This window comes from Proteiniphilum sp. (genome assembly GCF_034927365.1).
Taxonomy (GTDB): Bacteria; Bacteroidota; Bacteroidia; order Bacteroidales; family Dysgonomonadaceae; genus Proteiniphilum.
This window is the reverse complement of record NZ_JAYFQD010000018.1, coordinates 84,815-109,988: the sequence shown is the minus strand read 5'-3', so window position 1 is coordinate 109,988 and position 25,174 is coordinate 84,815. Positions and strand designations below refer to the sequence as shown.

The window sequence follows — 25,174 nt, the reverse complement described above, 5'->3', positions numbered from 1 at the left end:
AAAAAATGATGCTACTTTTACAACAATTTTAAGAAAGAATCAATCTTCATCAGTATCTTAATTTTAAACCCAGAAAATTACATGAACAAAATGTATGGCAAATCCGGTTTGCTTGTCGATGCTTTTCAAAAGACAGTAGATGGCAGGCAAATCGGATTGTACACTCTAACAAACAAGAATGGATGCGAGGTAACGGTTACAAACTATGGAGCCAAAATAGTTTCGCTGATGGTACCCGATAAAAACGGAGTAATGGTTGACGTTGTTTTGGGGCATAATACAATAGATGAGTACCTTGCTTCTGAAGAACCCTATTTTGGTGCTATATGCGGCAGAACAGGCAACCGGATCGCCAATGGGCGTTTTACCCTCGAAGGAAAAGAGTACCAACTTGCCGTTAATAACGGTCCTAACTCACTTCACGGAGGATTAAAAGGATTCAATGCTGTGGTATGGGAGGTGAAGAAACTGACCGATCAGAGCATCGAATTATTTTATCTGTCTGCGGATGGTGAAGAGGGTTTTCCCGGTAATCTCTCGGTTACGTTAACCTATACGTTGACGGACGATAATTCTTTAGATATTTGGTATAACGCTACCACGGACAAAACAACTATTCTTAATCTTACGAATCACTCTTATTTTAATCTTTCCGGACAGGGAGATCCTTCTATCGACGATCATCTGCTGATGATTGCCGCCGATTATTTTTTGCCGACGGATAATACGGCTATACCCTACGGTGATGCGAAATCTGTCAAAGGAACGCCGTTCGATTTTACAGAACCTTATACCCTTGGAGGGCGGATCAATGATGATGACGAACAGTTGCATTTCGGCAAGGGATACGACCATACCTTTGTGCTTAATAAAAGCGCAGAAAATGAATATAGTTACGCTGGTTACTGTCTCTCTCCGAAAACGGGAATCAAAATGGATATCTATACCTCCGAGCCTGGTATGCAGGTATATACAGGCAACTGGATGACTGGCAATTTTGAAGGGAAGCATGGAAAACGGTATCCTGCCAGATCGGCTGTCTGTTTCGAAACCCAGCATTTCCCCGACAGTATCAACAAACCGGATTATCCTTCGGTGGTATTGCGTCCGGGAGAAACCTTCGATTCGAGAACTACTTATCAGTTCTTACTCGAAGACTCAAAATAAAATGAATTTATATCATTAATAACTAATAATTTAACAATTAATAATTAATAATTAATCAAAGAGTATGAATACGACGACTGATCAGAACAAAAATCGGATTGTGCCTATCATCATGATGATTGCACTCTTCGGAATGATCGCATTTGTGACCAATTTGGCGGCACCGATGGGATTAGTATTAAAACAACAATTTGGTGTATCCAATTTCCTTGGTTTATTGGGAAATGCTGCCAATTTTATTGCTTATTTCGTAATGGGAATCCCCGGAGGTATCCTCTTGCAACGTGTAGGGTATAAGAAAACAGCCTTGATTGCTATTGTCGTCGGGTTTGTAGGGGTATTTGTACAATTTCTCTCAGGGCATTCTCCCGAGTCCGCAGCTTTTGTGGTTTATCTCCTCGGAGCGTTTATTGCCGGTTTCTCCATGTGTCTTCTCAATATTGTGGTCAACCCCATGTTGAATACATTAGGAGGTGGTGGTAACAAAGGAAACCAGTTGATCCAAGTTGGTGGTTCTTTCAATTCTTTGATGGCTACCTTTACTCCTGCATTTGTAGGTATTCTTATTGGTGAAGCAGCCAGTGCAAGAATTAGTGACGTATTCCCCGTGATGTACATTGCGATGGCTGTCTTTGCTGTTGTTTTCTTTGTATTGTTGGCCGTCAATATTCCAGAGCCTCACGTTGCAAAAACCAAAGAATCGATGGGAAGCCTGATGTCGGGTGCCCTCAAGTTCAGGCATTTTATATTGGGTGCCATTGCTATCTTTGTATATGTAGGTGTAGAGGTGGGTACCCCCTATATCATGCAATACTGGTTGACTGATATTCCTTCGGTAGGAGCTACTATTGCCGGTTTTGTTGCTGGGACATATTGGTTTTTGATGTTAATAGGCCGCTTAGTTGGAGCTTCACTGGGAAGTAAGATTTCAAGTAAGACCATGCTTTCAACACTGTCGGTGGTGGGGTTAATTCTGGTCTGTGCGGCTATTTTTTCGCCTACAACCAATGAGGTGGCATTGCCTGTGTTGCAAAGGTCTGCTGCAGGTGCCCTTTCATTCGGTCTGGCGCAGGTACCCATCAATGCATTATTTATCGTGTTAGTAGGCCTCTGTACATCCATCATGTGGGGAAGTATCTTCAACCTGGCAGTGGAAGGCTTGGGTAAATATACGCCGGCTGCCTCCGGTATTTTTATGACCATGGTATGCGGTGGAGGTATTCTTCCGGCTCTGCAGGGTGGTATCGCCGACTCTGTGGGTTATATTGCCAGCTATTGGGTAATTATTGCCGGATTGGCTTATCTGTTGTTCTATGGATTGGTAGGATCGAAAGTAACGAAGAGGGCTCCTGAATCAGAGATATAATTGGGGATTTTAATGGCAATTATCATGACTAAAGAACAAGTAATTAAAATATTTTCAGAGAAATTCGGGGGAGAAACGCCGGAGGTGTACGCATCTCCGGGGCGTATCAACCTTATCGGTGAGCATACCGATTATAACGGAAGTTTCGTCTTCCCCGGAGCTATCGATAAGGGGATGATCGCTGCGATCCGTTTCAACGATACCGATAAGGTGAGAGCTTATGCGATCGATCTGGATGAGAGTGCTGAATTTGGCTTCAACGAAGAAGATCTTCCGAAAGAGGGATGGGCAAAGTATCTGTTTGGCGTATGCCGTGAGATCATCAAGAGAGGTGGCACAGTAAAAGGATTCGATACTGTATTCGCCGGAGATGTGCCGCTTGGAGCTGGTATGTCATCTTCAGCTGCTTTAGAAAGCACTTATGCTTTCGCGTTGAACGATCTTTTGAACCTTGGTATTGATAAATTCGAACTGGCACGTATCGGGCAATCTACTGAGCACAACTATGTGGGAGTGAAATGCGGTATTATGGATCAGTTTGCTTCTATCTTTGGAAAGAAAGGCAATTTGATCCGCCTTGATACCAAATCAATGGAATATGCCTATTTCCCGTTTGATCCTAAAGGGTACAAGTTGGTATTGCTCGACACGGTTGTAAAACATGAACTGGCTTCATCGGCATATAACAAACGCCGTGAGTCGTGCGAAGAGGCTGCAAGAACTATTGCTAAACGCCATCCTGAAGTAGAATTCATGCGCGATGCTTCCATGGAGATGCTCGACGAAGTGAAAGATGAAATCTCGGAAGAGGATTATATGCGTGCCAAATATGTGGTGGAAGAAACCCAGCGGGTACTCGACGTGTGCGATGCATTGGAAAAGGGTGATTATGAAACTGTAGGCCAGAAGATGTATGAAACACACCAAGGCATGAGTAAACTCTATGAAGTGAGTTGCGAAGAACTCGATTTCCTCAACGACGTAGCCCGTGAACATGGTGTGACAGGCTCGCGTGTGATGGGTGGCGGCTTTGGTGGCTGCACTATCAACCTGGTAAAGGATGAATTATATGACTCTTTCATCGCAGATGCCAAAGCACAATTCAAAGCCAGATATGGCTACGAACCGAAAGTGTATGACGTGGTAATTAGCGACGGCGCTCGGAAATTGTAAAATGTAAAAAGTCGACAGACTTTGATTATAATATGGAGGCGGCACAGTATCATCTGTTCCCGCCTCCGTTTATTTTAAAACTACATCCCCAATCCTATATCTTAAATCTAATATCCTAAATCAATCATCTCAAATCTTATATCATAAATCCCAAATTCCTTGCATTATTTCCGGATTTTTCCTAACTTTGTGTCCTAATATCATACAATTATCAATTTTACAAATAATGTAACGCACTATGCACAGATACAAACCGGTGCGATTGATCCTTGAAAACGGGATGGTTTTTCACGGACGATCTTTTGGAGCCGAAAAGGCAACATCGGGAGAGGTAGTTTTTAATACGGCGATGGTTGGTTACCCCGAAAGCCTGACAGACCCCTCCTATGAAGGACAGATTTTAACACTCACATATCCTATTATCGGAAATTACGGAGTTCCCGCTTACAGCGAAACAGACGGAATTTCCGATTTTTTTGAGTCCAGCCGTATCCATGCATGCGGCTTGATTCTGCAGGATTACTCCGACAAGTATTCCCACTGGAATGCTGTGAAAAGCCTGGGAGCCTGGTTGAAGGAAGAGGAAATACCCGGTATTACCGGAGTCGATACGCGTATGCTAACCAAGGTGTTACGCGAAAAAGGTTCCATGTTAGGGAAGATAGTATATGAAGATGACGACGAAGTGGATTTTTACGATCCTGAAACTGAAAATCTTGTGGCAAAGGTAAGTTGCAGTGAAGTGGCGGAGTATGGACAGGGTGAAAAGAAGGTGGTCCTGGTCGATTGTGGTGCCAAGCTGAATATTGTACGCGAATTGCTGAAGCAAGGGGTACGCCTGGTTTGTGTGCCGTGGGATTATGATTTCAATATGATCGATTATGATGGCATAATGATCTCCAATGGTCCAGGAAACCCCGATCATTGTGGAATTACTGTTGCTCACATCCGTGAGGCGATGAAGAAAGAGAAACCTATTTTCGGGATCTGTATGGGCAACCAATTGCTGTCGAAAGCTGCCGGAGCCAATATCTACAAACTGAAATACGGACATCGGAGCCATAATCAACCGGTACAAAGGGTGGGAGGGAATCGTTGTTATATTACTTCCCAAAATCATGGTTATGCGGTGGATGAATCTCAATTGGGAGCTGACTGGGAGCCGTGGTTTGTCAATATGAATGATGGTACCAACGAGGGGATACGGCACAAAAGCAAACCTTTCTATTCGGTTCAGTTTCATCCCGAAGCGACCGGAGGTCCAACCGATACCCGCTTTTTCTTTGAGGAGTTTGTGAAGATGCTTTGAAAATCAGAGCCAAGAATCAAGACTTCTTAACTTCAGACTTCTAATTTCTAACTTCCAGCTTCAATTAATAATGATGACTAACAATTTATTTACCCAAGATATAAAAGCTTCTCCTGAGAAAGATAAGATAACGGTGAAGAAAGCGCTTATCCTCGGTTCCGGTGCACTCAAGATCGGTGAGGCGGGTGAGTTCGACTATTCCGGTTCGCAAGCCCTGAAAGCTTTGCGTGAAGAGGGAGTGGAGACCATCCTGATTAATCCCAATATCGCTACAGTACAAACCTCTGAGGGTTCAGCCGATAAAATTTATTTTCTGCCCGTGACACCTTACTTTGTGGAGAAGGTGATCCAAAAGGAACAACCCGACGGTATCCTACTGGCTTTCGGCGGACAGACAGCTCTGAACTGTGGTGTACAACTATATACGACAGGTACACTCGAAAAATATAATGTCGCAGTATTGGGAACACCGGTGCAGTCGATTATGGATACCGAAGACCGGGATCTGTTCGTGAAAAAACTCGACCAGATCGAGGTGAAAACCATCCAAAGTCATGCCGTCTCCACCATCGAAGATGCGATACAAGCGGCAGATCAGTTGGGTTATCCCATTATTGTGCGTGCAGCTTATGCGTTGGGAGGATTGGGTTCCGGCTTCTGTAACAATGAAGACGAACTAAAAGCGCTGGCATCGAAAGCATTTAACTATTCCAACCAACTCCTGGTGGAGAAATCACTCAAAGGGTGGAAGGAAGTAGAATATGAGGTAGTACGTGACCGTTATGACAACTGTATTACAGTTTGTAATATGGAGAACTTCGACCCGCTTGGCATACATACCGGAGAAAGTATCGTGGTGGCTCCATCGCAGACGCTGACCAATTCCGAGTATCATAAACTAAGGGAACTCTCTATCAAGATCGTGCGACATATCGGTATTGTTGGGGAATGCAATGTACAGTACGCCTTTGATCCCACCTCGGAAGATTACCGGGTGATTGAGGTGAATGCACGTTTAAGCCGTTCATCGGCACTGGCTTCCAAGGCGACCGGCTATCCATTGGCGTTCGTTGCGGCAAAACTTGCTTTAGGCTATGGGTTGTTCGACCTGAAGAACTCGGTGACCCGGTCGACCAGTGCATTCTTTGAACCGGCACTCGATTATATCGTTGTGAAAATCCCTCGCTGGGACTTAGGAAAATTCAGTGGAGTATCCAAAGAGATCGGTTCTTCCATGAAGTCTGTCGGCGAAATCATGGCTATCGGACGCACCTTTGAAGAGGCTATACAGAAAGGGCTTCGTATGACCGGTTTAGGAATGCACGGATTTGTAGAAAACAAAGAACTGAAGATCGACGATATCGACAAATCGCTCCGGGAACCGACCGACCAACGCATTTTTGTGATTAGCAAGGCGTTCAGAAAAGGATATACGATCGACCAGATTCATGATCTGACAAAAATAGACCGCTGGTTCCTGCAAAAGCTGTTCAACATAGTAAAGACGGCTGGGTTACTGGAAAGCTATTCAGAGGATGCCATAGATTTTCGGAAAGAAAATAATCCGGGATTCGATGAAATATTGAAGAGTGCCAAACAGCAGGGTTTTTCCGATTTCCAGATAGCACGGGCTATCCATAAGGAGAAGTTGGAGGACGAAGATTCTCTGTCAGTACGTACTTACAGGAAGAAATTGGGCATACTGCCGTTTGTAAAGCAAATAGATACACTTGCCGCAGAATACCCTGCGCAGACCAATTACCTCTATCTTACTTATAATGGGGCTGAAAACGATATGCATTACCTGGGAGACCACCGCTCGGTGATCGTGTTAGGATCGGGGGCTTACCGTATCGGCTCCTCAGTGGAGTTCGACTGGTGTTCGGTCAATGCGTTGAATACCGTCCGTAAGGAGGGATTTCGTTCGGTGATGATCAACTATAACCCGGAGACGGTATCGACTGATTATGATATGTGTGACCGGCTTTACTTCGATGAATTGTCTTACGAGCGGGTGATGGATATTATAGAACTAGAGAACCCGCATGGAGTCATCCTCTCTGTGGGAGGACAGATACCCAATAATCTGGCGGTAAGACTGGATCAATCGGGAGTGAATATCCTGGGCACAAGTGCCAAAAGCATCGACAATGCCGAAGATCGTCACAAGTTCTCCTCTATGCTCGACCGGCTGGGAATCGACCAACCACGATGGAAAGAACTTACTACACTCGACGATATCCATCAATTTGCCGACGAAGTAGGATTCCCATTGCTGGTACGGCCTTCCTACGTACTTTCGGGAGCGGCGATGAATGTCTGTTCTAACGCAAAAGAACTGGAACACTTCCTTACACTGGCCACCGAAGTATCGGCCAAATATCCGGTGGTGGTATCGGAATTCGTGGAAAATGCAAAAGAGATAGAGATGGATGCGGTGGCACGGAATGGTGAACTGATTGTCTATGCCATTTCGGAGCATGTGGAATTCGCCGGTGTACATTCCGGTGATGCAACCATCCAGTTTCCTCCACAAAAAATCTATGTGCAGACGGTAAGGAAGATTAAACAGATTACGCGGGAGATCGCTCGAGCTCTTCAAATTACCGGACCGTTCAATATTCAGTTTTTGGCCAAAGACAACGCCATCAAGGTGATCGAGTGTAATCTGAGAGCCTCAAGATCGTTCCCATTTGTATCAAAAGTATTGAAAATTAATTTTATAGAACTTGCATCTAAAGTAATGCTTGATATCCCTGTGGAGAAACCGGAGAAGTCGGCATTTGAACTCGACTATGTAGGTATCAAAGCGCCGCAGTTCTCCTTTACCCGTTTACAGAAGGCTGATCCCGTATTAGGTGTGGATATGGCTTCCACCGGTGAAGTAGGCGCAATCGGTGCCAATTTCGATGATGCGTTGCTCACATCGATGCTGGCGGTAGGGTACCGCATTCCGGAGAAAAATGTAATGGTCTCTTCCGGTGGATCCAGATCGAAAGTTGACCTTTTGGATGCTTGTCGCCTTTTGTACCAGAACGGCTACAATCTTTATGCTACCGGTGGGACGCAGAAGTTTCTTGAGGAAAACGGAGTCAGGAGTCATTATGTGGCATGGCCTGATGAAACAGGTGATGAGATAAATAACGAATTGAAAGTCGATGAGATGATCGCTCGGAAGAAATTCGACCTGATCATTAATATTCCTAAGAATCTTACGGAGAAGGAGCTGACCAACGGTTATAAAATCCGTCGGGGAGCTATTGACTATAATATCCCATTGATCACTAATGCCCGCCTTGCAAGCGCCTTCATCAAAGCCTTCTGTAGGATGTCTCAGGATAAAATTGAGATTAAACATTGGGGGGAGTATAATTAATGTGCCAATCAGCCAATGGAACTAATATGCCAATGTAATTAATTGATTAAATTTGCAAATCCATTCAATCAACAAATCAACAAATCATTCAATCAACAAATCAGTAAATCAATATAATGGACAGGTCGATTAAGAAAGTAATTTTATTGGGTTCCGGCGCCCTGAAGATCGGACAAGCAGGAGAGTTTGATTATTCCGGTTCACAGGCATTGAAAGCGATGCGTGAAGAGGGAATAGAGACAGTGTTGATCAATCCTAATATCGCTACGATCCAGACATCGGAAGGAGTGGCCGACAGTGTTTATTTCCTCCCTATCACCCCCTATTTCGTGGAAAAGGTGATCCAAAAGGAACAGCCTGATGGTATCCTGCTAGCTTTCGGGGGACAGACGGCGCTAAACTGCGGTACTGAGTTATATCAAAGCGGTATACTGAATAAATATGGTGTTAAGGTACTGGGTACCTCTGTGGAAGCGATTATGATCACGGAGGACCGGGATTTGTTCGTGAAGAAATTGGATGAGATTGATGCCAAAACACCGGCATCACGGGCGGTTGAAAGCCTTGAAGATGCATTGGCGGCGGCATATGAAATTGGCTTCCCCATTATGGTACGTTCGGCGTATGCGTTAGGGGGACAAGGTTCGGGTATCTGTGCGAATGAGGGTGAGTTTATAGAATTATGTAAAAGCGCCCTCTCTTTTTCTAATCAGATTTTAGTTGAAGAGAGCCTGAAAGGATGGAAAGAGATTGAGTTTGAAGTGATCCGCGACAAGAATGACCATTGCTTCACTGTCGTGCCGATGGAAAATTTCGATCCGCTGGGTATCCATACCGGTGAGAGTATCGTGGTGGCCCCCATCATTACGCTCAGCAAAGAGCAGATCGGTATGCTCGAAGATATCGCACAGCGTGTGGTACGCCATATCGGCATTGTAGGCGAATGTAATATACAATACGCCTTCAATGTGGAGACCAACGACTACCGTATCATTGAGATCAATGCCCGTCTGAGCCGTTCCTCGGCGCTTGCCTCCAAGGCATCGGGATATCCCCTGGCTTTTGTGGCGGCAAAGTTGGCTTTAGGATATAGTCTCGATCAGATAGGAGAGATGGGTACGCTCAATTCTGCTTATGTAGCACCTAAAGTGGATTATATGATCGTGAAAATCCCACGGTGGGATCTTAATAAGTTCTACGGTGTAAGCCACGAGATTGGCTCCTCCATGAAATCGGTCGGTGAGATCATGTCCATCGGTCAGTCTTTCGAAGAGATCATCCAGAAAGGGTTGCGTATGATAGGGCAGGGGATGCACGGTTTCGTTGGTAACCGGGAGATGACGTTCGACAATGTGGAAGAGGCGCTCTCAAAGCCGACCGATATGCGTATCTTTGCTATTGCCGATGCTTTTGAAAAAGGATATTCCGTACAACAGATAGAGGAACTGACCAAAATCGATCACTGGTTCCTGGAGCGGTTGGAGAATATATATAACTATTCAAAGATACTTGAGGCTTATAACAAGATTGAGGATCTTCCGGAGGATGTGCTTCGTAAAGCAAAACGCCTTGGCTTCTCCGATTTCCAGATTGCCCGGTTTGTAGAAAATCCGCATGGCACGTTGGAAGATGACCTGATCAGGGTACGCAACAGAAGGAAAGCGTTGAAAGTAACACCTATAGTACGGCGAATCAATACCGTGGCATCAGAAGATCCCGATAAAGCCAATTATTTATATTTCACTTACGATTCCGACAAGGCATTCACACCCCGCAAAAGTGAAAAAGAATCCGTTATCGTGCTGGGATCCGGCGCATACCGTATCGGTTCTTCGGTGGAATTCGACTGGTGTTCGGTCAATGCAGTGCAGACCGCCCGGGAACTGGGATACGAGTCGGTGATGATCAATTATAACCCGGAGACGGTATCGACCGATTACGATATGTGTGACCGCCTCTACTTTGATGAGTTATCATTTGAACGTGTACTCGACGTAATTGATATAGAAAATCCAAAAGGGGTAATTGTTTCCGTAGGAGGACAGATACCCAATAATCTCGCTATGAAGTTGTACCGCCAGAATGTTACTATCCTGGGTACTTCTCCCTTATCGATCGACCGGGCGGAAAATCGTCATAAGTTCTCAGCCATGCTTGATGAACTGGGTATAGACCAGCCCCGCTGGAAAGAGATGACCAGTTTCGAGGAGATCGATGCATTTATTGATGAGGTCGGTTTCCCCGTATTGATACGTCCTTCTTACGTCCTTTCGGGAGCTGCCATGAATGTCTGCTACGATAAGGAACAGATGCATGCTTTTCTAAAGATGGCTGCCAATGTGTCGAAAGAGTATCCTGTGGTGGTATCCTCTTTCCTGCAGAATGCCAAAGAAATTGAGTTCGATGCCGTTGCACGCGAAGGAGAAGTGATGGAGTATGCTATTTCGGAACATGTGGAGTTTGCTGGTGTCCATTCCGGAGATGCTACTCTGGTCTTCCCCGCACAAAAACTTTATTTTGAGACCATGCGACGCGTGAAGAAAATATCGAAACGGATCGCGAAAGAATTGAATATCAGCGGACCATTTAATATCCAGTATCTTGCTAAGAATAACGAAATCAAGGTAATTGAATGTAACCTGCGGGCATCACGTTCTTTCCCTTTTGTTTCGAAAGTGTTGAAACATAACCTTATAGACACGGCGACCCGTATCATGTTGGGGGCACCATTCAGTAAACCCGACAGTTCGGTGTTCGACCTGGAATATATCGGAGTGAAGGCATCCCAGTTCTCTTTCTCCCGCCTGCAGAATACCGACCCGGTATTGGGTGTGGATATGTCTTCCACAGGGGAAGTGGGATGTATCGGAGAAGACTTCTCTGATGCTATTCTCAAGTCGATGCTCTCTGTAGGATATAAAGTACCTCAGAAAGGGATTCTCATCTCTTCGGGAGAGGTGAAATCGAAAGTCGACCTGCTGGAAGCTTGCAAATTGTTGGACGAAAAAGGGTACGACCTCTATGCAAGCCACGGTACGCAGAAGTTCCTGGAAGAGAATGGTGTCAAGGCAACTGATGTGAATTGGCCGGATGAAGATGGAGGAAATAATATCCGTCAGATGATCATAGACAAGCGATTCGACCTGATTATCAATATCCCCAAAAACGTCACAAAGCGGGAACTCACAAACGGGTATATTATCCGTCGTGGCGCCGTCGATTTCAATATTCCGCTGATTACCAATGCCCGCCTTGCCAGCGCCTTTATCACCGCCTTTTGTAATATGGATCAGGAGGATATAGAGATCAGAAGCTGGAATGAGTATTAATATAGAATCAGGACAGATTGTCAGACTGATAGATAGTTGGATTACAGATTGAAATCCTTAGTCTAAAAATCTTCGTTTAGCAAATCTTGGTTCTGGAAGGCTCTAAATATATTTAAACCGTCGTATACTTCGCTTGGGTGTTTTCTCAAACTCCTCTTCCTGCAGCCGGAAAGAAGTAATCCTGCTGTAGGAGGGGAGTTGGGTATTCACCTTTGCGATCACATCCTGGAATAGGGTGTTCATATCCTGATCTCCCAATCCGTTTTCCTTCAAGACATCTTTATCGGGAACAATCAGGATGATGATCTTGCCATTTTCGCTGATAGCCAGCGATTCACTCACAAATGGTGAACTGTTGATTTTTTCTTCAATTTCCTCGGGATAAATATTCTGTCCGGAAGCTCCCAATATCATATTCTTATTTCTTCCCCTGATAAAGATGAAACCGTCAGTGTCTATAGTGCCCAGATCCCCGGTCTTCAGCCAGCCATCCTCGGTGAATGTTTGTTTGGTGGCCTCTTCATTCTTATAATAACCCAGCATCAGGTTACTGCCCCGGGTGAGAATCTCTCCGACAATATTTTGCGGATCTTCGGAATCAATCTTTACTTCCATCCTGTCTACGGTCTTCCCACTGGAACGCTCTTTGTACCTGGTCCAATAGGCGTAGGAGATAAGCGGACCACATTCGGTCATACCATACCCCACGGTATAGGGGAATTTGATTTTCCTTAAAAACTTCTCCACATCCGGATTCAGTGCCGCTCCACCAATAACCACTTCCACCAGCTCTCCACCGAAGAATTCAATCATGGAAGTCCTGACCTTACCATATATGACACTGCTTAGCAGGGGAATTTTGACAAGAGTTTTTGCCGCTCCCTGCTGTAACTTCGGTAGCACGCTCCGGTTGACGATCTTTTCTATGATAAGGGGGACGGCCAACACTAATTTGGGTTTTACTTTTGAAAACATCTCAAGTAATACCTGGGGTGAAGGAGTTTTTCCCAGAAAGTGAATATGACAACCCAGAGATATGGTGTTGAGTATCTCGAATGCAAGGCCATAAGAATGTGCCATCGGTAGCATGCTTACGATTTTATCGCCTGACTTTATAAACGGCAGGTTATCGATGGCAAACCGGGTATTTGACCAAAGACTTCTGTAAGGAAGCATTACCCCTTTCGGGCTGCTTGTAGTCCCTGAAGTGTAGTTGATTACAGCCAGCTCATCCGGTTTGTCGGTACGGAAAACAATATCGTTTACAAAAAAACCTTTCTCATATTTTTTATCGAAATGGGAAGGTGCGTTGGCATCAAACTGTTTCATTTGGTCTGATACTGATTTCAACAGTGAAAAGTTGTCAAGGGAAAAAGCATTCTCTACTTTGGATATACTGTTTTCATCAATCTCGTTCCAGATATTTTCATCGATAAAAAGCATTTTTGAGTCGGAATGATCCACGATGAACTGTATACTGGCTTTGTCGAATTCATGTAGGATACTAACTACCACAGCTCCATAGGAGAGAGTGGCAAAAAAAGAAATTGCCCATCGGGCGGAATTTTTACCACATATCGATATTTTATCTCCCCGTTGAATGTTGGCAGTTTTAAAATAGTCGTGTAACCGGTCTATTTCATACGCAAAATCTTTGTAATGGAAAGTTGTACCCTGGAAGTCTGTCATGGCCGGCATCTCCCAATGATTCCGTATACTCTGCTCAATAAGGCCTAAAAAAGTGTTTTGATTCATTTATTTAATAATTTAGCATCCGATAATCATTGTAAAAACAATCGGAAAAGCTATTTGTTTGTTTACGTTTGTTACAAATATCGTTTTTTTTCTTTTCTTGCCTATAAAATATCTAATTTTGCTCAATATCTGTAATAAAATTTCATTTTCAAAAATATTTGTTCTACTTTTACGGATGCATTCTTCACCTTTGATTGGATTGGGGTGAGAATCTTTCTTTATAGTCAAATAAGAGATGCAATCGATACAATATAGCAGATTACAACCGGTAAGTGTTGTTTCTATTACGAGTTCGCACACACCTTTATTGTTTCCGGAATACGTTCAGTTCTTTGACGCGATTATCTCCGGATTGAATGGGACTATCAGGAGGGAAGAGTAATGCGTATTGGAACAAAGAGATAAAAAGAGATAACCAGAGAATAAATATCAAAAACGTAAAGTTTAATCAAAAAAAAGTACTTATGTCATCAAAAATTTCAAGAAGAAAATTTTTAGGAACCGGAGCTATGGCAGTTGCCGGTCTAACAGTTGTACCTTCTTCGGTACTGGGAAAAAGTATGGGTTACAAGGCTCCGAGTGACAAACTCAACATCGTAGGTGTTGGCGTTGGAGGGATGGGGAATGCTAACCTGAACCAGCTTAAAAGTGAGAATATCATCGGGCTTTGTGATGTAGACTGGAAATACAGCAAGCGGGTATTCGATAACTATCCCAACGCGAAGAAGTATTACGACTATAGAAAGATGTATGATGAGTTGGGCAAGAGCATTGATGGTGTAGTGGTAGCAACTGCCGACCATACACATGCGATTATTGCCGCCGACGCTATGACGATGGGAAAACACGTCTATGTTCAGAAACCGCTCACGCACAGTGTGTACGAATCACGTCTGTTGACAAAACTTGCTGCCAAGCACAAAGTGGCAACCAGCATGGGTAACCAGGGTTCTTCCGGTGCCGGTGTACGTCAGGTAATCGACTGGATCAGAGACGGACAGATTGGTGAAGTAACCAGAGTGGAAGCATTTACCGACAGACCTATCTGGCCACAAGGATTAATGACACCCAAAGAAGAACATGCAGTTCCTTCTACATTGAATTGGGATCTCTTCATCGGGCCGGCCAATAAACGTCCGTTCAATGAAATTTATCATCCATGGAATTGGCGCGGATGGTGGGATTTCGGTACGGGTGCATTAGGTGATATGGCTTGTCATATCCTTCACCCGGTATTCAAGGGGTTGAACCTGGGTTATCCTACCAAAGTACAGGGATCGTCCACCATGTTGCTTACCGACTGTGCTCCTAACGCTCAGATGGTGAAATATGTATTCCCGCAACGCGAGAAACTGCCGAAAGTGGGTATGCCTGAAGTAGAAGTAACCTGGTATGACGGAGGTTTGACTCCGATGCGTCCCGAAGGTGTTCCTGCCGGTAAGAACCTGAATGACAATGGTGGCGGCGTGATTTTCTATGGAACCAAAGATACCCTTATCTGTGGATGCTATGGTGTAAATCCGTGGTTGGTATCCGGTCGTAAACCCAACTCTCCGAAAACCCAGCGTGAAGTGACCCTCTCTCACGAAATGGATTGGGTGCGCGCATGTAAGGAATCTCCTAAAAATCGTGTTGAAACAGCCTCTCCCTTCTCGGAAGCAGGTCCTTTCAACGAAATGGTGGTAATGGGTGTACTTGCGGTGAGACTGCAGTCGTTGAATCAGGAATTGCATTGGGATGGTCAAAACATGAAGTTCACTAATATCCCGTCGGATGCTACTATCAGAACTATTGTTGAAGATGGTTTCAAGATCACTGATGGTCACCCCACATTCGACAAAGTATGGAGTGATCCTGTAAATGCTATTGAGTATGCAAATGAAATGATCAAGCATACTTATAAAAATGGCTGGAAACTGCCCGATATGCCTTAATTGAACAGTACTGAAGGGAATAGTGACGGATTTTCTGTTGCTATTCCCTGATTTCAATAGAAGTTAATTATCAGTTTAATTAAAGAAAAATAGTTATGAGGAAATTAGTTTACGCATTAAGTTTTTGTATGCTTGCAAGTGTATTTATGGCCTGTGGCGGCGGAGCAAAAAAGAATGACCAAGCTTCTAAGGAAGATGCCGCAACGTCAGAAGTTACTATTGGTTATTCTTCCCAATTGAAAGGTGAAGAGTCTGATAACTTGACCTTGCCAGTTGATAAAGACGGTTATATTGTTATTTTTGATGGAAAAACATTCAATGGTTGGCGCGGATATGGTAAAGACCATGTACCTGGAAAATGGACCATCGAAGATGGCGCGATCAAATTCAACGGATCGGGTGGTGGTGAAGCTCAGGATGGTGACGGTGGAGATATTATCTTCGCACACAAATTCAAAAATTTTGAATTGTCACTCGAATGGAAAGTTGCCAAAGGAGCTAACTCTGGTATTTTCTATTTAGCACAAGAAATTACTTCCACCGATAAAGATGGAAACGAAAGATTAGAACCCATCTATATTTCCGCTCCGGAGTATCAGGTGCTTGACAACGAAAATCACCCCGATGCTAAATTGGGTAAGGACAATAATCGTCAATCTGCATCGTTGTATGACATGATTCCTGCCGTTCCCCAGAATTCCAAACCTTTTGGCGAATGGAACACTGCGAAGATCATGGTGTATAAAGGAACGGTTATCCATGGACAAAACGGTGAAAACGTAGTTGAATATCATTTGTGGACGCAACAATGGACAGACATGCTTCAGGCAAGCAAATTCAGCCAGGAGAAATGGCCTTTGGCATTCGAATTGCTGAATAACTGCGGTGGCCCTAACCGTGAAGGTTACATTGGATTACAGGATCATGGCGATGATGTTTGGTTCAGGAATATACGAGTCAAAGTATTAGATTAATATCAAAACAATTGAAAAGAATATTTCTGCCGAAAGGGTGGAATATTCTTTTCTTTAAACAGAGAACAGAATGAGAAAACGTTCAATTTTATCAATAGCAATCCTTCTGACCGGGCTGTTTATTTTGCCGGCTTGTAACCAGAAGAAGGAGATTTATCTCCAGCTTTATTCCGTACGTGACGATATTAAGGCAGATTATGCCGGTACAATCGCCAAAGTGGCAGAGATGGGTTACACCGGAGTGGAAGCAGCCGATTATAATAACGGAAAGTTCTATGGAATGTCTCCGGCCGATTTCAAAAAATCGATTGAAGATGCCGGAATGGTAGTTCTCTCTTCTCATACAGCAAGACCTTTGGCCGACAGTGTGGCTGCAACCAACTGGGATGAGATCTGGGCATGGTGGGATACCGCTATTAAGGCGCATAAAGAAGCAGGGATGAAATATATTGTTACTCCCTGGATGCCTACACCCAAAACATTGGCAGATCTGAAGACCTATTGCGATTATTACAACCAAATCGGTGAGAAGTGTAATGCTGCTGGAATTAAGTTCGGTTACCACAACCACAATTTCGAATTCAAAGAAATTGAAGGCGAGTTGATGTACGACTATATGCTTAAAAATACCGATCCTTCCAAAGTATTCTTCCAGATGGACGTATACTGGGTTGGTGAAGGAGGTAAGAATCCCGTGGATTATTTCAATAATTACCCCGGTCGTTTCGAACTGCTTCATATCAAAGACGAACTGGAATTGGGCAAGAGCGGTAAGGTCGACTTCGAAAGCATTTATAACAATGCCAAGACTGCCGGAGCCAAATATATGATCGTGGAAGTAGAAAGATATACCGGAACTCCTTTTGAAGGTGTAAAGGAAAGTTATGACTTTTTGAATGAAGCTGACTACGTAAAAGCAGTTTATTCAAAATAACCTCTCTTCCGTTTATACGGATTGAAAATATAAACCCGGACAAGTTTTGTTCCGGGTTTTTTGTGCTTATAAATTTGTTTTTATAATTAGTTTTTTAGTTTTTTTTTATTCCCTAAATCCCAAACTAAGTAAAGTGTTCAAAACTGTGGCATCTGCATGAATGATTTGGTAAGCCGGATACTCTCTTCGCAATGGATAATTGGAACGGAACCAATAGAATTTTTCGGGAGACGATTTTAACGCGGCTGTTTCAACTGCCGGATTATAGGTATACCAAACGGCTTGTTGAAGTTGTTGTCCGGGAGCGACTCCCTGTAAATTAATAATGGGATTTGATGGAGAAGATATTTCCTGATAATTAATATTTTCTATTTCCAGGTTAAAGAATTTATTTAGATTTTCGAGACTCATTTTAGTGGCTGTCCATTTGCCGTCGGCACTATAGCCTGCAATATGAGGGGTAGCAATATCAGCGAGTTCCAGCAATTCCCTGTCGATCTCCGGCTCATTCTCCCAACAATCGATAACTACTCCGGTAATGTTACCATTATGGATAGCTTTTTTGAGTGCCTGATTATCGGTGACGCCCCCTCGGGCAGCATTGATGATAAATGGTTTTTTTTCGACTGTTGCCAAAAAATGATTATCTGCCAGGTGATGCGTTTTGTTCTTACCGCTCTTTGTCAAAGGTGTGTGAAAAGTAATGATATCGGCTTCCCTCTGGATGGTTTTGATATCTGTAAAAAGGGTAGATCCTTCCCGTTCTTCTCTCGGAGGATCATTCAATAGGACCCGCATGCCTAATTTTTTGCATGCAACCCCTACTTTACTGCCTACATTTCCTACTCCTACTATCCCGATGGTCTTATCTTTCAGATCAAAATGATACTTGTCGGCCAGATGGAACAGGGAAGCTGTTACATACTGTTCCACAGATGAAGCATTACAGCCGGGTGCGGTACGCCAGGCTATTCCGTGCGAATCACACCATGCCGTATCAATATGATCGAATCCTATAGTGGCGGAACAAATCAGTTTCACTTTCGTTCCGGAAAGAATCTCTGCACCGAAGTGGGTGACCGTACGTACGATAAGCGTATCCTTTTCCATAATGGTATCACGGGTAAACTGATTTCCGGGAAGGTATTCCACTTCACCAAACTGTTCGGCAACCCCCCTCAGATAGGGTATATGTGCATCTGCAAGTATTTTCATAAAAAATTAATTTTTCATTGGCACATTTTTCACATTAGCACATTGATATATTGATCCATCGCCTTCGCAGCTTTTCTCCCGTCACCCATCGCAAGAATGACGGTTGCCCCGCCACGCACGATGTCACCGCCTGCAAAGATCATTTCATCGGCAGTCTGCATGGTATCGCTGTTGACTACGAGAGTGCCCCATGAGGTGATTTCCATTCCGCTGAACGTTTGTGGAATCAACGGGTTAGGAGAGACCCCCACACTTACGATCACCTCGTCCACTTCCAGCCAGACGGTATCCCCTTCGATCGCTATGGGGCGACGACGGCCGGATTGGTCGGGTGCACCCAATCCCATCCGTTGTAACAGCATCCTTTGCACATGGCCCCGTTCATCTCCCTCATAACGGAGAGGGTTATGCAGTGTATAGAATTCGATTCCTTCCTCTTTAGCATGTTTGATCTCTTCCACACGGGCAGGCATCTCTTCTTCAGAGCGCCGGTAGATGATCATCGCTCTCTCTGCCCCGAGTCGACGTGCGGTACGGACGGCATCCATGGCGGTATTACCACCACCCACGACTGCAACCTTTTGTCCCTTGTAAACAGGTGTGTCACTTTCCGGATCGGCTGCCTGCATGAGGTTCACACGGGTTAGGTATTCATTGCATGACATGATACCTATCAAGTTCTCTCCGGGGATATTCATGAAATTGGGTAATCCTGCACCGCTTCCCACGAAAATGCCTTTGAACCCTGCTTCTTTGAGATCTTCCTGAGAGATGGTCTTTCCGACGATGCAGTTGGTCTCAAACTTCACCCCCATCTTTTTCAGTCCATCGATTTCGATATCCACAATATCATTCGGCAGGCGGAATTCTGGTATCCCGTAACGGAGTACGCCACCCAACTCGTGAAGGGCTTCAAATACGGTGACACCATAGCCAAACTTCACCATATCACCTGCGAAGGCCAGTCCGGCAGGACCGGAGCCGACTACTGCAATCTTGATACCGTTGGCGGGGGCAGTCTCCGGTATGGAGATATTGCCGCTCATCCGTTCATAATCGGCTGCAAATCGTTCCAGATGACCGATGGCGACGGGTTCTTTCTTTAGTTTTAACGTGTAGAAACACTGGCTTTCACATTGTCGCTCCTGGGGGCATACACGGCCACAGACAGCGGGTAGGGCACTGGTCTCTTTCAGTGTTTTGGCTGCCTCCAGGAATTCACCCCGTTCGATATTCTTGATGAATTTAGGAATATTGATCTCAACGGGACAACCGGTGATGCAGGTGGGATCCACACAGTCGAGACAGCGGTGCGATTCATTGACCGCCAATTCTCGGGTTAACCCGAGGTTAACTTCGTCGTAATTACGACTACGTACTACCGGATTTACTTCAGGCATCTTCACCCTGGTGATAGACGTACGATCTTTGGTCTTTATCGACTTGCGGAGCGCTTCTCTCCACTCCTGTGCCCGCTCGGCTTTCAGATATTCACTCATATAAGATTGGTTCTGTTTTCAAATATTAATACACTTTTCACCTTCCCTCTTATCCACCTTTTTACCTATCATATGCCTTTAGCCGCATCAGCATCTCGTCGAAATCTACCTGATGAGCATTAAACTCGGGACCATCCACACATACAAACCGGGTCTGTCCCCCTACGGTCACACGGCATGCTCCGCACATCCCCGTACCGTCCACCATAATGGTATTGAGTGACGCTACGGTAGGCACATCATATTTTTTTGTCAGTTCCGAGACGAATTTCATCATGACGGCAGGACCGATAGTCACACACAGATCGACTTTCTCACGTTGGATTACTTTCTCCACGCCGGCAGTGATTAATCCTTTCTCACCCGAAGATCCGTCGTCGGTCATGATGATTACTTCATCGGAATATTCATGTACCTGATCCTCGAGGATAATCAGGTCTTTCGTTCTGGCTGCAAGTACGGAAACTACCCTGTTTCCCGCTTCTTTCATCGCCTTCATGATAGGAAGCATCGGTGCAATACCTACACCTCCACCTGCACAGACAATCGTTCCGAAATTCTCGATATGGGTGGCTTTCCCGAGAGGTCCTACCATATCGGTAATGTAATCACCTGCATTCAGTTCACATACTTTCTGGGATGATCTTCCGACCTTTTGTATGACCAATGTGATGGTTCCTTTTTTTACATCCGCATCGGCAATAGTATAAGGTACACGTTCTCCTTTTTTTCCTACACGTACGATCACGAAATGTCCTGCTCTGCGGCTTTTGGCAATTAGCGGGGCTTCCACTTCGAACTTTACCACTCTGTCGGATAACTGTTCTTTCGAAACGATTTTGTTCATGTTGTTGGTTCCATAAATTGAAGTACAAAAGTAGCTTATTTTGAGGGTTTGTAAAAGGAATTAATGTAATTTTGTCGGAGTCTTGATCTCTTTTTTCTTGTTTTTATTAAGATCATAATTTTCAAGTGTATATCCAATGAATACCAAATTGTCTTTTTTGTTTTGCATTCTTTTATTTGCATCCTACCTGTCTGCACAAACCGTCACCCGCAAAGAGGTACGGTTGAGTGGTAATGCTTATGTTACTTCTCATCATGATGGTGCCAGAATTGGTCGTAATGGTATAGAAAAATGGACGGATCCGAAGAGTGAGATAAAGGCCTTCGTCTACTTTTCCAAACCACAGACGATACGGGTAACCGTTAATGGTCTACTTGCCGAAGGAAAATCACAGATAAAAGTAGGTATAGGATCTCAAGGCGTCAAGTTAAGCCAAACTCGGAAAATCAAATTGAATGCCGGAGAGTTTAATATGGAATTGAAGCCCTTCCATATTGTCGGGCCGGGTTATACTGCGATTACATTGCAGGGAGTGTCGAAGACGGGAGATAATTTTGGTGAAATCAGATCGTTGACCATTGCAAGTGAAGACGATAAAATGGTTTTTGTGGATGACTTTGCCGACTATTGGGGACGTCGGGGACCATCGGTACATCTTTCTTATACTATGCCGGAAGATACCATTGAATGGTTTTACAATGAGATAACCGTCCCTTTACATAATGATGTTATTGGAAGCTATTATATGGCAAATGGATTTGGTGAGGGTTATTTCGGGATGCAGTGCAATTCCGAAAATGAACGGAGAGTGCTCTTTTCTGTCTGGAGCCCGTTTGAGACGCAAGATCCGAAGCAGATCCCCGACAGCATGAAGATTGTAATGCTTAAAAAGGGGAACGATGTGTACACCGGTGAATTTGGAAATGAAGGATCGGGAGGGCAAAGCTTCTTGCGATATCCGTGGAAGGTAGGGTATAGTTATCGTTTTCTTACCCGTATAACTCCCGATGATAAAGGTAATACAATCTATACTTCGTGGTTTTTCGCTCCCGAAGAGGATCAATGGCGGCTTATCGCCTCCTTCCTTCGCCCGAAGACCAATACCTACTACAAGCGTGCTCATTCGTTTCTGGAAAATTTCAGTCCCGAACAAGGATATCTCACACGGATGGTCTTCTTTGGAAATCAATGGTTCCTTACAAAATCAGGTAAATGGATATCCGGTACAGAAGCATCATTCACTTATGACGCTACAGCTAAGACGGGTGTCCGTATTGATTATCAGGGTGGATACGATTCACATTCGAACCGGTTTTACCTGAAAAACTGCGGCTTCTTTCACGACTCTACCGAATTTCATTCAAGATTCCAGAAGACAGCTGGTAATCAACCGCCGGAGATAGATTTCGAAAGACTGCCGTAATGAAGAACCAAGATTTTTAGATTCAAGACTTTTAGATTTTAGATTTAGGATGTAGGACTTGAGATGTAAGGAATCAAAACTTCCTTTTTTCAACACTTATTTCCGGTATTTCCGGATTTAAAAAATTGAATATGATTTATTTGAATATCTCAATCTGAGGTGAGATTTTTTGTTTCAATAAAAATCATTATCTTTGTAATCTCTAATTTCCTTGAGCGCAAGGGAAAAGATACTCGGGGTTGACCGGTTTTGACAGCGGGTAGAAGAGGTTTGTAAGCATGCAGTGCGTTGTCGGTTTGCACTTTAATCTCAAACGTCAAACAATTAACTGGCAATAACAATTACGCTCTTGCTGCGTGATCGAAGTATAGTAGATCGATCGCTTAATCCTGGCCCAGGTGTCAGGACAAGACATCACCCGGAAGCTGTGGCTTCGAAGCATTCCGATCAGGTGGTGCAGGTAAATCGGAGATAGGATAGGTGAGACTTCGGTACCTTTCCGAAATTAAGAAGATAAGGATGGAGTATGGTGGCTTCAGTCGCGCTCCTTCCCGACAACCAAAATGAAGATAAGCATGTAGAAAGCAGATTGCTTCCTCGTTTGGACGAGGGTTCGACTCCCTCCAGCTCCACAAAGAGAAAAAGCTAAATAAATAAAAATCCTGTAAATTGGACGTTTACGGGATTTTTTGTTTTTGAGTATACTGCAAAAAATAGCGTTTTTAAGCACCTTTTGGAGACAAATTCGGAGACAGTTCCTGAAAGGCAAAAAGTGTCCCCGATTTAGGGTTATAATGTTATTTTTCAGTGTTTTGCAATTTCCTGCTTAGCCTTGATTCTACCCGCATTTCATACTTTTGAATTAACGATTAAATGTGCAGAAAGTATGAAAAGAATAACGTTTAAAATCCTATTTTTCGTAAAAGCATCAAGGGTTACTAAAGATGGTAAATCATCTGTATTCCTACGTGTTACTGTAAATGGACAACGTTGCGAAACTTCCATTAGCCTTAAGGTGGAACCTGAAAATTGGAATGCAATTGCCGAACGCTCAATCGGGGACAGTAATGAAGACCAAGAGTTCAATTTTAGATTAGATACCATCCGTATACGAATCATGCAGATTTATCACGAAATGGAATTTGATAAGGTCAAGATCACGCCAAAAGACATTGTCAATCAATATTTAGGAAGAAAGGACAAATCGGTTTATCATGTTGCTGGATATATTTAGAGAGCATAATGAGCGATGTCATAAATTGATGGGTAAAAAGACATGGCCCCAGCGACTGTCTAACGGTATGAGACCTCATTGAAGCACACTGAGAACTTTATCAAATTCAACTATAGAAAGAATGACTATTTTTGTGTTCCAATGATTGTAACGCCCCTTTTCTCCAATGCCGTAAGGTACTTACTCAATACAAGACAACAACCTGGAAATAGGCAGGAACGTGTCAAAATCCGTTATCTTGAAAGTCAGCCGCAGGACTTACAGGACTACCGCTCACAAGGAATAATACCTTATATCCTTATAGCTGGTAAGATATTATACCGGGAATCGGATACTGAAGCTCTGCTGAAAAATCCTATATAGAAGCTTGGAAAAATAAATTGATCCCCGGTTAAGAAACTTGTTAATCAATCGGCCTTAAATTCCCAGAAACTTGAAAGCGGTTGTCGGTACGAACGAACTGTTTGCCCTGCCGCTGTATGTGGCAAAGTTATCCAGGCTCAGCTTCATCACCTTTCCCTTTTCGCTCAGATCGAAATCCTTGAGGCTGACCCAGAATGTATTAGGAGTAAGTGCTGTTTCGAAGAAATAGGCCAGATTCTTCTGGTCAGAGACCGATCTCCAACGAGTGGAAGATATATTCGGTTCTGTTTCAGAAGAAATACCAAAAGGCACGGAGCAATTGCGTATAACACTGAATACACTGGCAACAGAAGTGCGTATATCATTGGTTTGTGGAATCGCGTGGATATAATACCATGCCCGCACGAAACGGTCGGCCGCACGGTTAGTACCCGGTAACATAACTGTGCCGGGTATTCCTTTCCAGTATTCATTTAATGCCAATTGTTGATCGAAAACGGGCGAATTGGTCATAACCACATAAGAGGGATCGTGGTGAACCACCAGTTTTCCGTTTATATATTCAAAAATAGCATTATCTCCTTGGGCATCCGATATAGAAAGATGAAGTGTCGTAAATTTATCGGTGTCTGGAATGTAATCACTTACCAGCACAAAGGGTTCGTCTTTGAGATAGTTGACAGCTTCTTCCACCGATGCAAAGTTATCCAGTACATACTGTGCCCACAAAGAGATAGACAATCCCTGTTTAGTTCCCTGAGGATTAAATTTTGGATATTCGGATTCTGCCAACCACAAGATATTAGCTACTAACCCTTTTTCGTTCATTCCGTCGGCAGTTGCTATATCCCAGGCACTGGCGATAATGCTCCCGTACTTAGATGTCCATTTCACCGAAAGCGGACCGACTTCTCCACTGCGTTGTATTCCTTTAGGGAATACCCATAAATTCGCATCGATCTCACTCTTCCAGTCCATTGAACGGGCTGTGATGACAGTATTTTCCGGGCCTGTATATACCACTCGTGTACAAGCATCGGCAGTCGTATTTAAGGTAAATCCGGCTAAAACCAGAAATAAAAATAATCTAAATTTCTTCATAAAAATATTATTTTGAGGTTTATAGTGAATAAAATTGATTCTGATAAAATAACAATCCCTGATAGATATTGTTTAGTTGTCAAAAACGTGGTTTTGTCGCATAAATCAAGTAAAAAAAAAGGCCTGTACTTAAAAGTGTATTTGCAGTAGCGTTTTGCAATTTATTGAGTCACAT

16 protein-coding genes, 1 other RNA gene and 1 pseudogene are annotated in these 25,174 nt (G+C 43.8%); 13 read left to right on the top strand and 5 right to left on the bottom strand.

The genetic code is table 11. The annotated features are described in order from the left end of the window. Positions 1–81 precede the first annotated feature (81 nt). The 6 genes from VB073_RS12830 to carB (VB073_RS12805) all read left to right on the top strand — a co-directional run bounded on the left by VB073_RS12830 (position 82) and on the right by carB (VB073_RS12805) (position 11,720). Positions 82–1,167 (top strand): aldose epimerase family protein, encoded by a 1,086-nt coding sequence (locus tag VB073_RS12830; protein ID WP_323404582.1) that lies wholly within the window; start codon positions 82–84, stop codon positions 1,165–1,167. Positions 1,168–1,231: 64 nt separating this feature from the next. After that, positions 1,232–2,533, top strand: coding sequence for an MFS transporter (locus VB073_RS12825; protein WP_323404581.1), 1,302 nt, complete (start codon positions 1,232–1,234; stop codon positions 2,531–2,533). A gap of 24 nt (positions 2,534–2,557) precedes the next feature. Beyond that, the gene (gene galK, locus VB073_RS12820; protein WP_323404580.1) at positions 2,558–3,706 is read left to right on the top strand and encodes a galactokinase; all 1,149 of its coding nucleotides are present in this window, start codon (positions 2,558–2,560) and stop codon (positions 3,704–3,706) included. 238 nt (positions 3,707–3,944) lie between these two features. Then, the gene (carA, locus tag VB073_RS12815; protein WP_323404579.1) at positions 3,945–5,015 is read left to right on the top strand and encodes a glutamine-hydrolyzing carbamoyl-phosphate synthase small subunit; all 1,071 of its coding nucleotides are present in this window, start codon (positions 3,945–3,947) and stop codon (positions 5,013–5,015) included. A 73-nt stretch (positions 5,016–5,088) separates the two neighbouring features. Next, positions 5,089–8,391, top strand: coding sequence for a carbamoyl-phosphate synthase (glutamine-hydrolyzing) large subunit (gene carB / locus VB073_RS12810; RefSeq protein WP_323404605.1), 3,303 nt, complete (start codon positions 5,089–5,091; stop codon positions 8,389–8,391). A gap of 116 nt (positions 8,392–8,507) precedes the next feature. After that, positions 8,508–11,720, top strand: a complete 3,213-nt coding sequence (carB, locus tag VB073_RS12805; protein WP_323404578.1) for a carbamoyl-phosphate synthase (glutamine-hydrolyzing) large subunit — start codon at positions 8,508–8,510, stop codon at positions 11,718–11,720. 102 nt (positions 11,721–11,822) lie between these two features. Here the strand turns inward: carB (VB073_RS12805) and VB073_RS12800 are convergent, their stop codons facing one another. Beyond that, positions 11,823–13,475, bottom strand: coding sequence for an AMP-binding protein (locus VB073_RS12800; protein WP_323404577.1), 1,653 nt, complete (start codon positions 13,473–13,475; stop codon positions 11,823–11,825). 464 nt (positions 13,476–13,939) lie between these two features. Here VB073_RS12800 and VB073_RS12795 point away from each other — a divergent pair, with 464 nt between their 5' ends. From VB073_RS12795 to VB073_RS12785, 3 genes are all read left to right on the top strand, one after another. After that, the gene (locus tag VB073_RS12795; protein WP_323404576.1) at positions 13,940–15,409 is read left to right on the top strand and encodes a Gfo/Idh/MocA family protein; all 1,470 of its coding nucleotides are present in this window, start codon (positions 13,940–13,942) and stop codon (positions 15,407–15,409) included. 95 nt (positions 15,410–15,504) lie between these two features. Next, positions 15,505–16,383, top strand: coding sequence for a DUF1080 domain-containing protein (locus tag VB073_RS12790; protein WP_323404575.1), 879 nt, complete (start codon positions 15,505–15,507; stop codon positions 16,381–16,383). 70 nt (positions 16,384–16,453) lie between these two features. After that, positions 16,454–17,317 carry a sugar phosphate isomerase/epimerase gene (locus tag VB073_RS12785; RefSeq protein WP_323404574.1) on the top strand — a complete coding sequence of 288 codons (864 nt, stop codon included), beginning with the start codon at positions 16,454–16,456 and terminating at the stop codon, positions 17,315–17,317. Positions 17,318–17,422: 105 nt separating this feature from the next. Here VB073_RS12785 and pdxB read toward each other — a convergent pair whose 3' ends face one another. The 3 genes from pdxB to VB073_RS12770 form a co-directional block, all read right to left on the bottom strand. After that, on the bottom strand, positions 17,423–18,532 hold the full coding sequence (pdxB, locus tag VB073_RS12780; protein ID WP_323404573.1) for a 4-phosphoerythronate dehydrogenase PdxB: 1,110 nt from the start codon (positions 18,530–18,532) through the stop codon (positions 17,423–17,425). Positions 18,533–18,561: 29 nt separating this feature from the next. Further along, entirely contained in the window at positions 18,562–20,031 is a 1,470-nt protein-coding gene (gene gltA, locus VB073_RS12775) for an NADPH-dependent glutamate synthase (protein ID WP_323404572.1), read from the bottom strand. Positions 20,032–20,092: 61 nt separating this feature from the next. Further along, the gene (locus tag VB073_RS12770; RefSeq protein WP_323404571.1) at positions 20,093–20,878 is read right to left on the bottom strand and encodes a sulfide/dihydroorotate dehydrogenase-like FAD/NAD-binding protein; all 786 of its coding nucleotides are present in this window, start codon (positions 20,876–20,878) and stop codon (positions 20,093–20,095) included. A gap of 136 nt (positions 20,879–21,014) precedes the next feature. On the opposite strand from VB073_RS12770, the gene VB073_RS12765 reads away from it, so the two are divergent. From VB073_RS12765 to VB073_RS17495, 4 genes and pseudogenes are all read left to right on the top strand, one after another. After that, positions 21,015–22,301 carry a DUF3472 domain-containing protein gene (locus VB073_RS12765; protein WP_323404570.1) on the top strand — a complete coding sequence of 429 codons (1,287 nt, stop codon included), beginning with the start codon at positions 21,015–21,017 and terminating at the stop codon, positions 22,299–22,301. A 235-nt stretch (positions 22,302–22,536) separates the two neighbouring features. Then, positions 22,537–22,936: a transfer-messenger RNA gene (ssrA, locus tag VB073_RS12760) on the top strand. A 251-nt stretch (positions 22,937–23,187) separates the two neighbouring features. After that, positions 23,188–23,535, top strand: coding sequence for an Arm DNA-binding domain-containing protein (locus VB073_RS12755; protein WP_323404569.1), 348 nt, complete (start codon positions 23,188–23,190; stop codon positions 23,533–23,535). A 249-nt stretch (positions 23,536–23,784) separates the two neighbouring features. After that, positions 23,785–23,898, top strand: a pseudogene (locus VB073_RS17495) (DNA-binding protein); the annotation flags it as partial. Between the two features lie 54 nt (positions 23,899–23,952). On the opposite strand, the gene VB073_RS12750 reads toward VB073_RS17495, so the two are convergent. Beyond that, the gene (locus VB073_RS12750; RefSeq protein ID WP_323404568.1) at positions 23,953–24,999 is read right to left on the bottom strand and encodes a linear amide C-N hydrolase; all 1,047 of its coding nucleotides are present in this window, start codon (positions 24,997–24,999) and stop codon (positions 23,953–23,955) included. Positions 25,000–25,174: the final 175 nt, after the last annotated feature.

What these genes read in the sequence shown, in the direction of transcription:
- pdxB (WP_323404573.1), bottom strand. Translation starts at nt 18,532, where the DNA reads ATGAAAATACTTGCAGATGCACATATACCCTATCTGAGGGGGGTTGCC.
- VB073_RS12750 (WP_323404568.1), bottom strand. Translation starts at nt 24,999, where the DNA reads ATGAAGAAATTTAGATTATTTTTATTTCTGGTTTTAGCCGGATTTACC.
- carB (WP_323404605.1), top strand. Translation starts at nt 5,089, where the DNA reads ATGACTAACAATTTATTTACCCAAGATATAAAAGCTTCTCCTGAGAAA.
- VB073_RS12770 (WP_323404571.1), bottom strand. Translation starts at nt 20,878, where the DNA reads ATGAACAAAATCGTTTCGAAAGAACAGTTATCCGACAGAGTGGTAAAG.
- gltA (WP_323404572.1), bottom strand. Translation starts at nt 20,031, where the DNA reads ATGAGTGAATATCTGAAAGCCGAGCGGGCACAGGAGTGGAGAGAAGCG.
- VB073_RS12785 (WP_323404574.1), top strand. Translation starts at nt 16,454, where the DNA reads ATGAGAAAACGTTCAATTTTATCAATAGCAATCCTTCTGACCGGGCTG.
- carB (WP_323404578.1), top strand. Translation starts at nt 8,508, where the DNA reads ATGGACAGGTCGATTAAGAAAGTAATTTTATTGGGTTCCGGCGCCCTG.
- VB073_RS12755 (WP_323404569.1), top strand. Translation starts at nt 23,188, where the DNA reads ATGAAAAGAATAACGTTTAAAATCCTATTTTTCGTAAAAGCATCAAGG.
- galK (WP_323404580.1), top strand. Translation starts at nt 2,558, where the DNA reads ATGACTAAAGAACAAGTAATTAAAATATTTTCAGAGAAATTCGGGGGA.
- VB073_RS12790 (WP_323404575.1), top strand. Translation starts at nt 15,505, where the DNA reads ATGAGGAAATTAGTTTACGCATTAAGTTTTTGTATGCTTGCAAGTGTA.
- VB073_RS12825 (WP_323404581.1), top strand. Translation starts at nt 1,232, where the DNA reads ATGAATACGACGACTGATCAGAACAAAAATCGGATTGTGCCTATCATC.
- VB073_RS12765 (WP_323404570.1), top strand. Translation starts at nt 21,015, where the DNA reads ATGAATACCAAATTGTCTTTTTTGTTTTGCATTCTTTTATTTGCATCC.
- VB073_RS12800 (WP_323404577.1), bottom strand. Translation starts at nt 13,475, where the DNA reads ATGAATCAAAACACTTTTTTAGGCCTTATTGAGCAGAGTATACGGAAT.
- carA (WP_323404579.1), top strand. Translation starts at nt 3,945, where the DNA reads ATGCACAGATACAAACCGGTGCGATTGATCCTTGAAAACGGGATGGTT.
- VB073_RS12830 (WP_323404582.1), top strand. Translation starts at nt 82, where the DNA reads ATGAACAAAATGTATGGCAAATCCGGTTTGCTTGTCGATGCTTTTCAA.
- VB073_RS12795 (WP_323404576.1), top strand. Translation starts at nt 13,940, where the DNA reads ATGTCATCAAAAATTTCAAGAAGAAAATTTTTAGGAACCGGAGCTATG.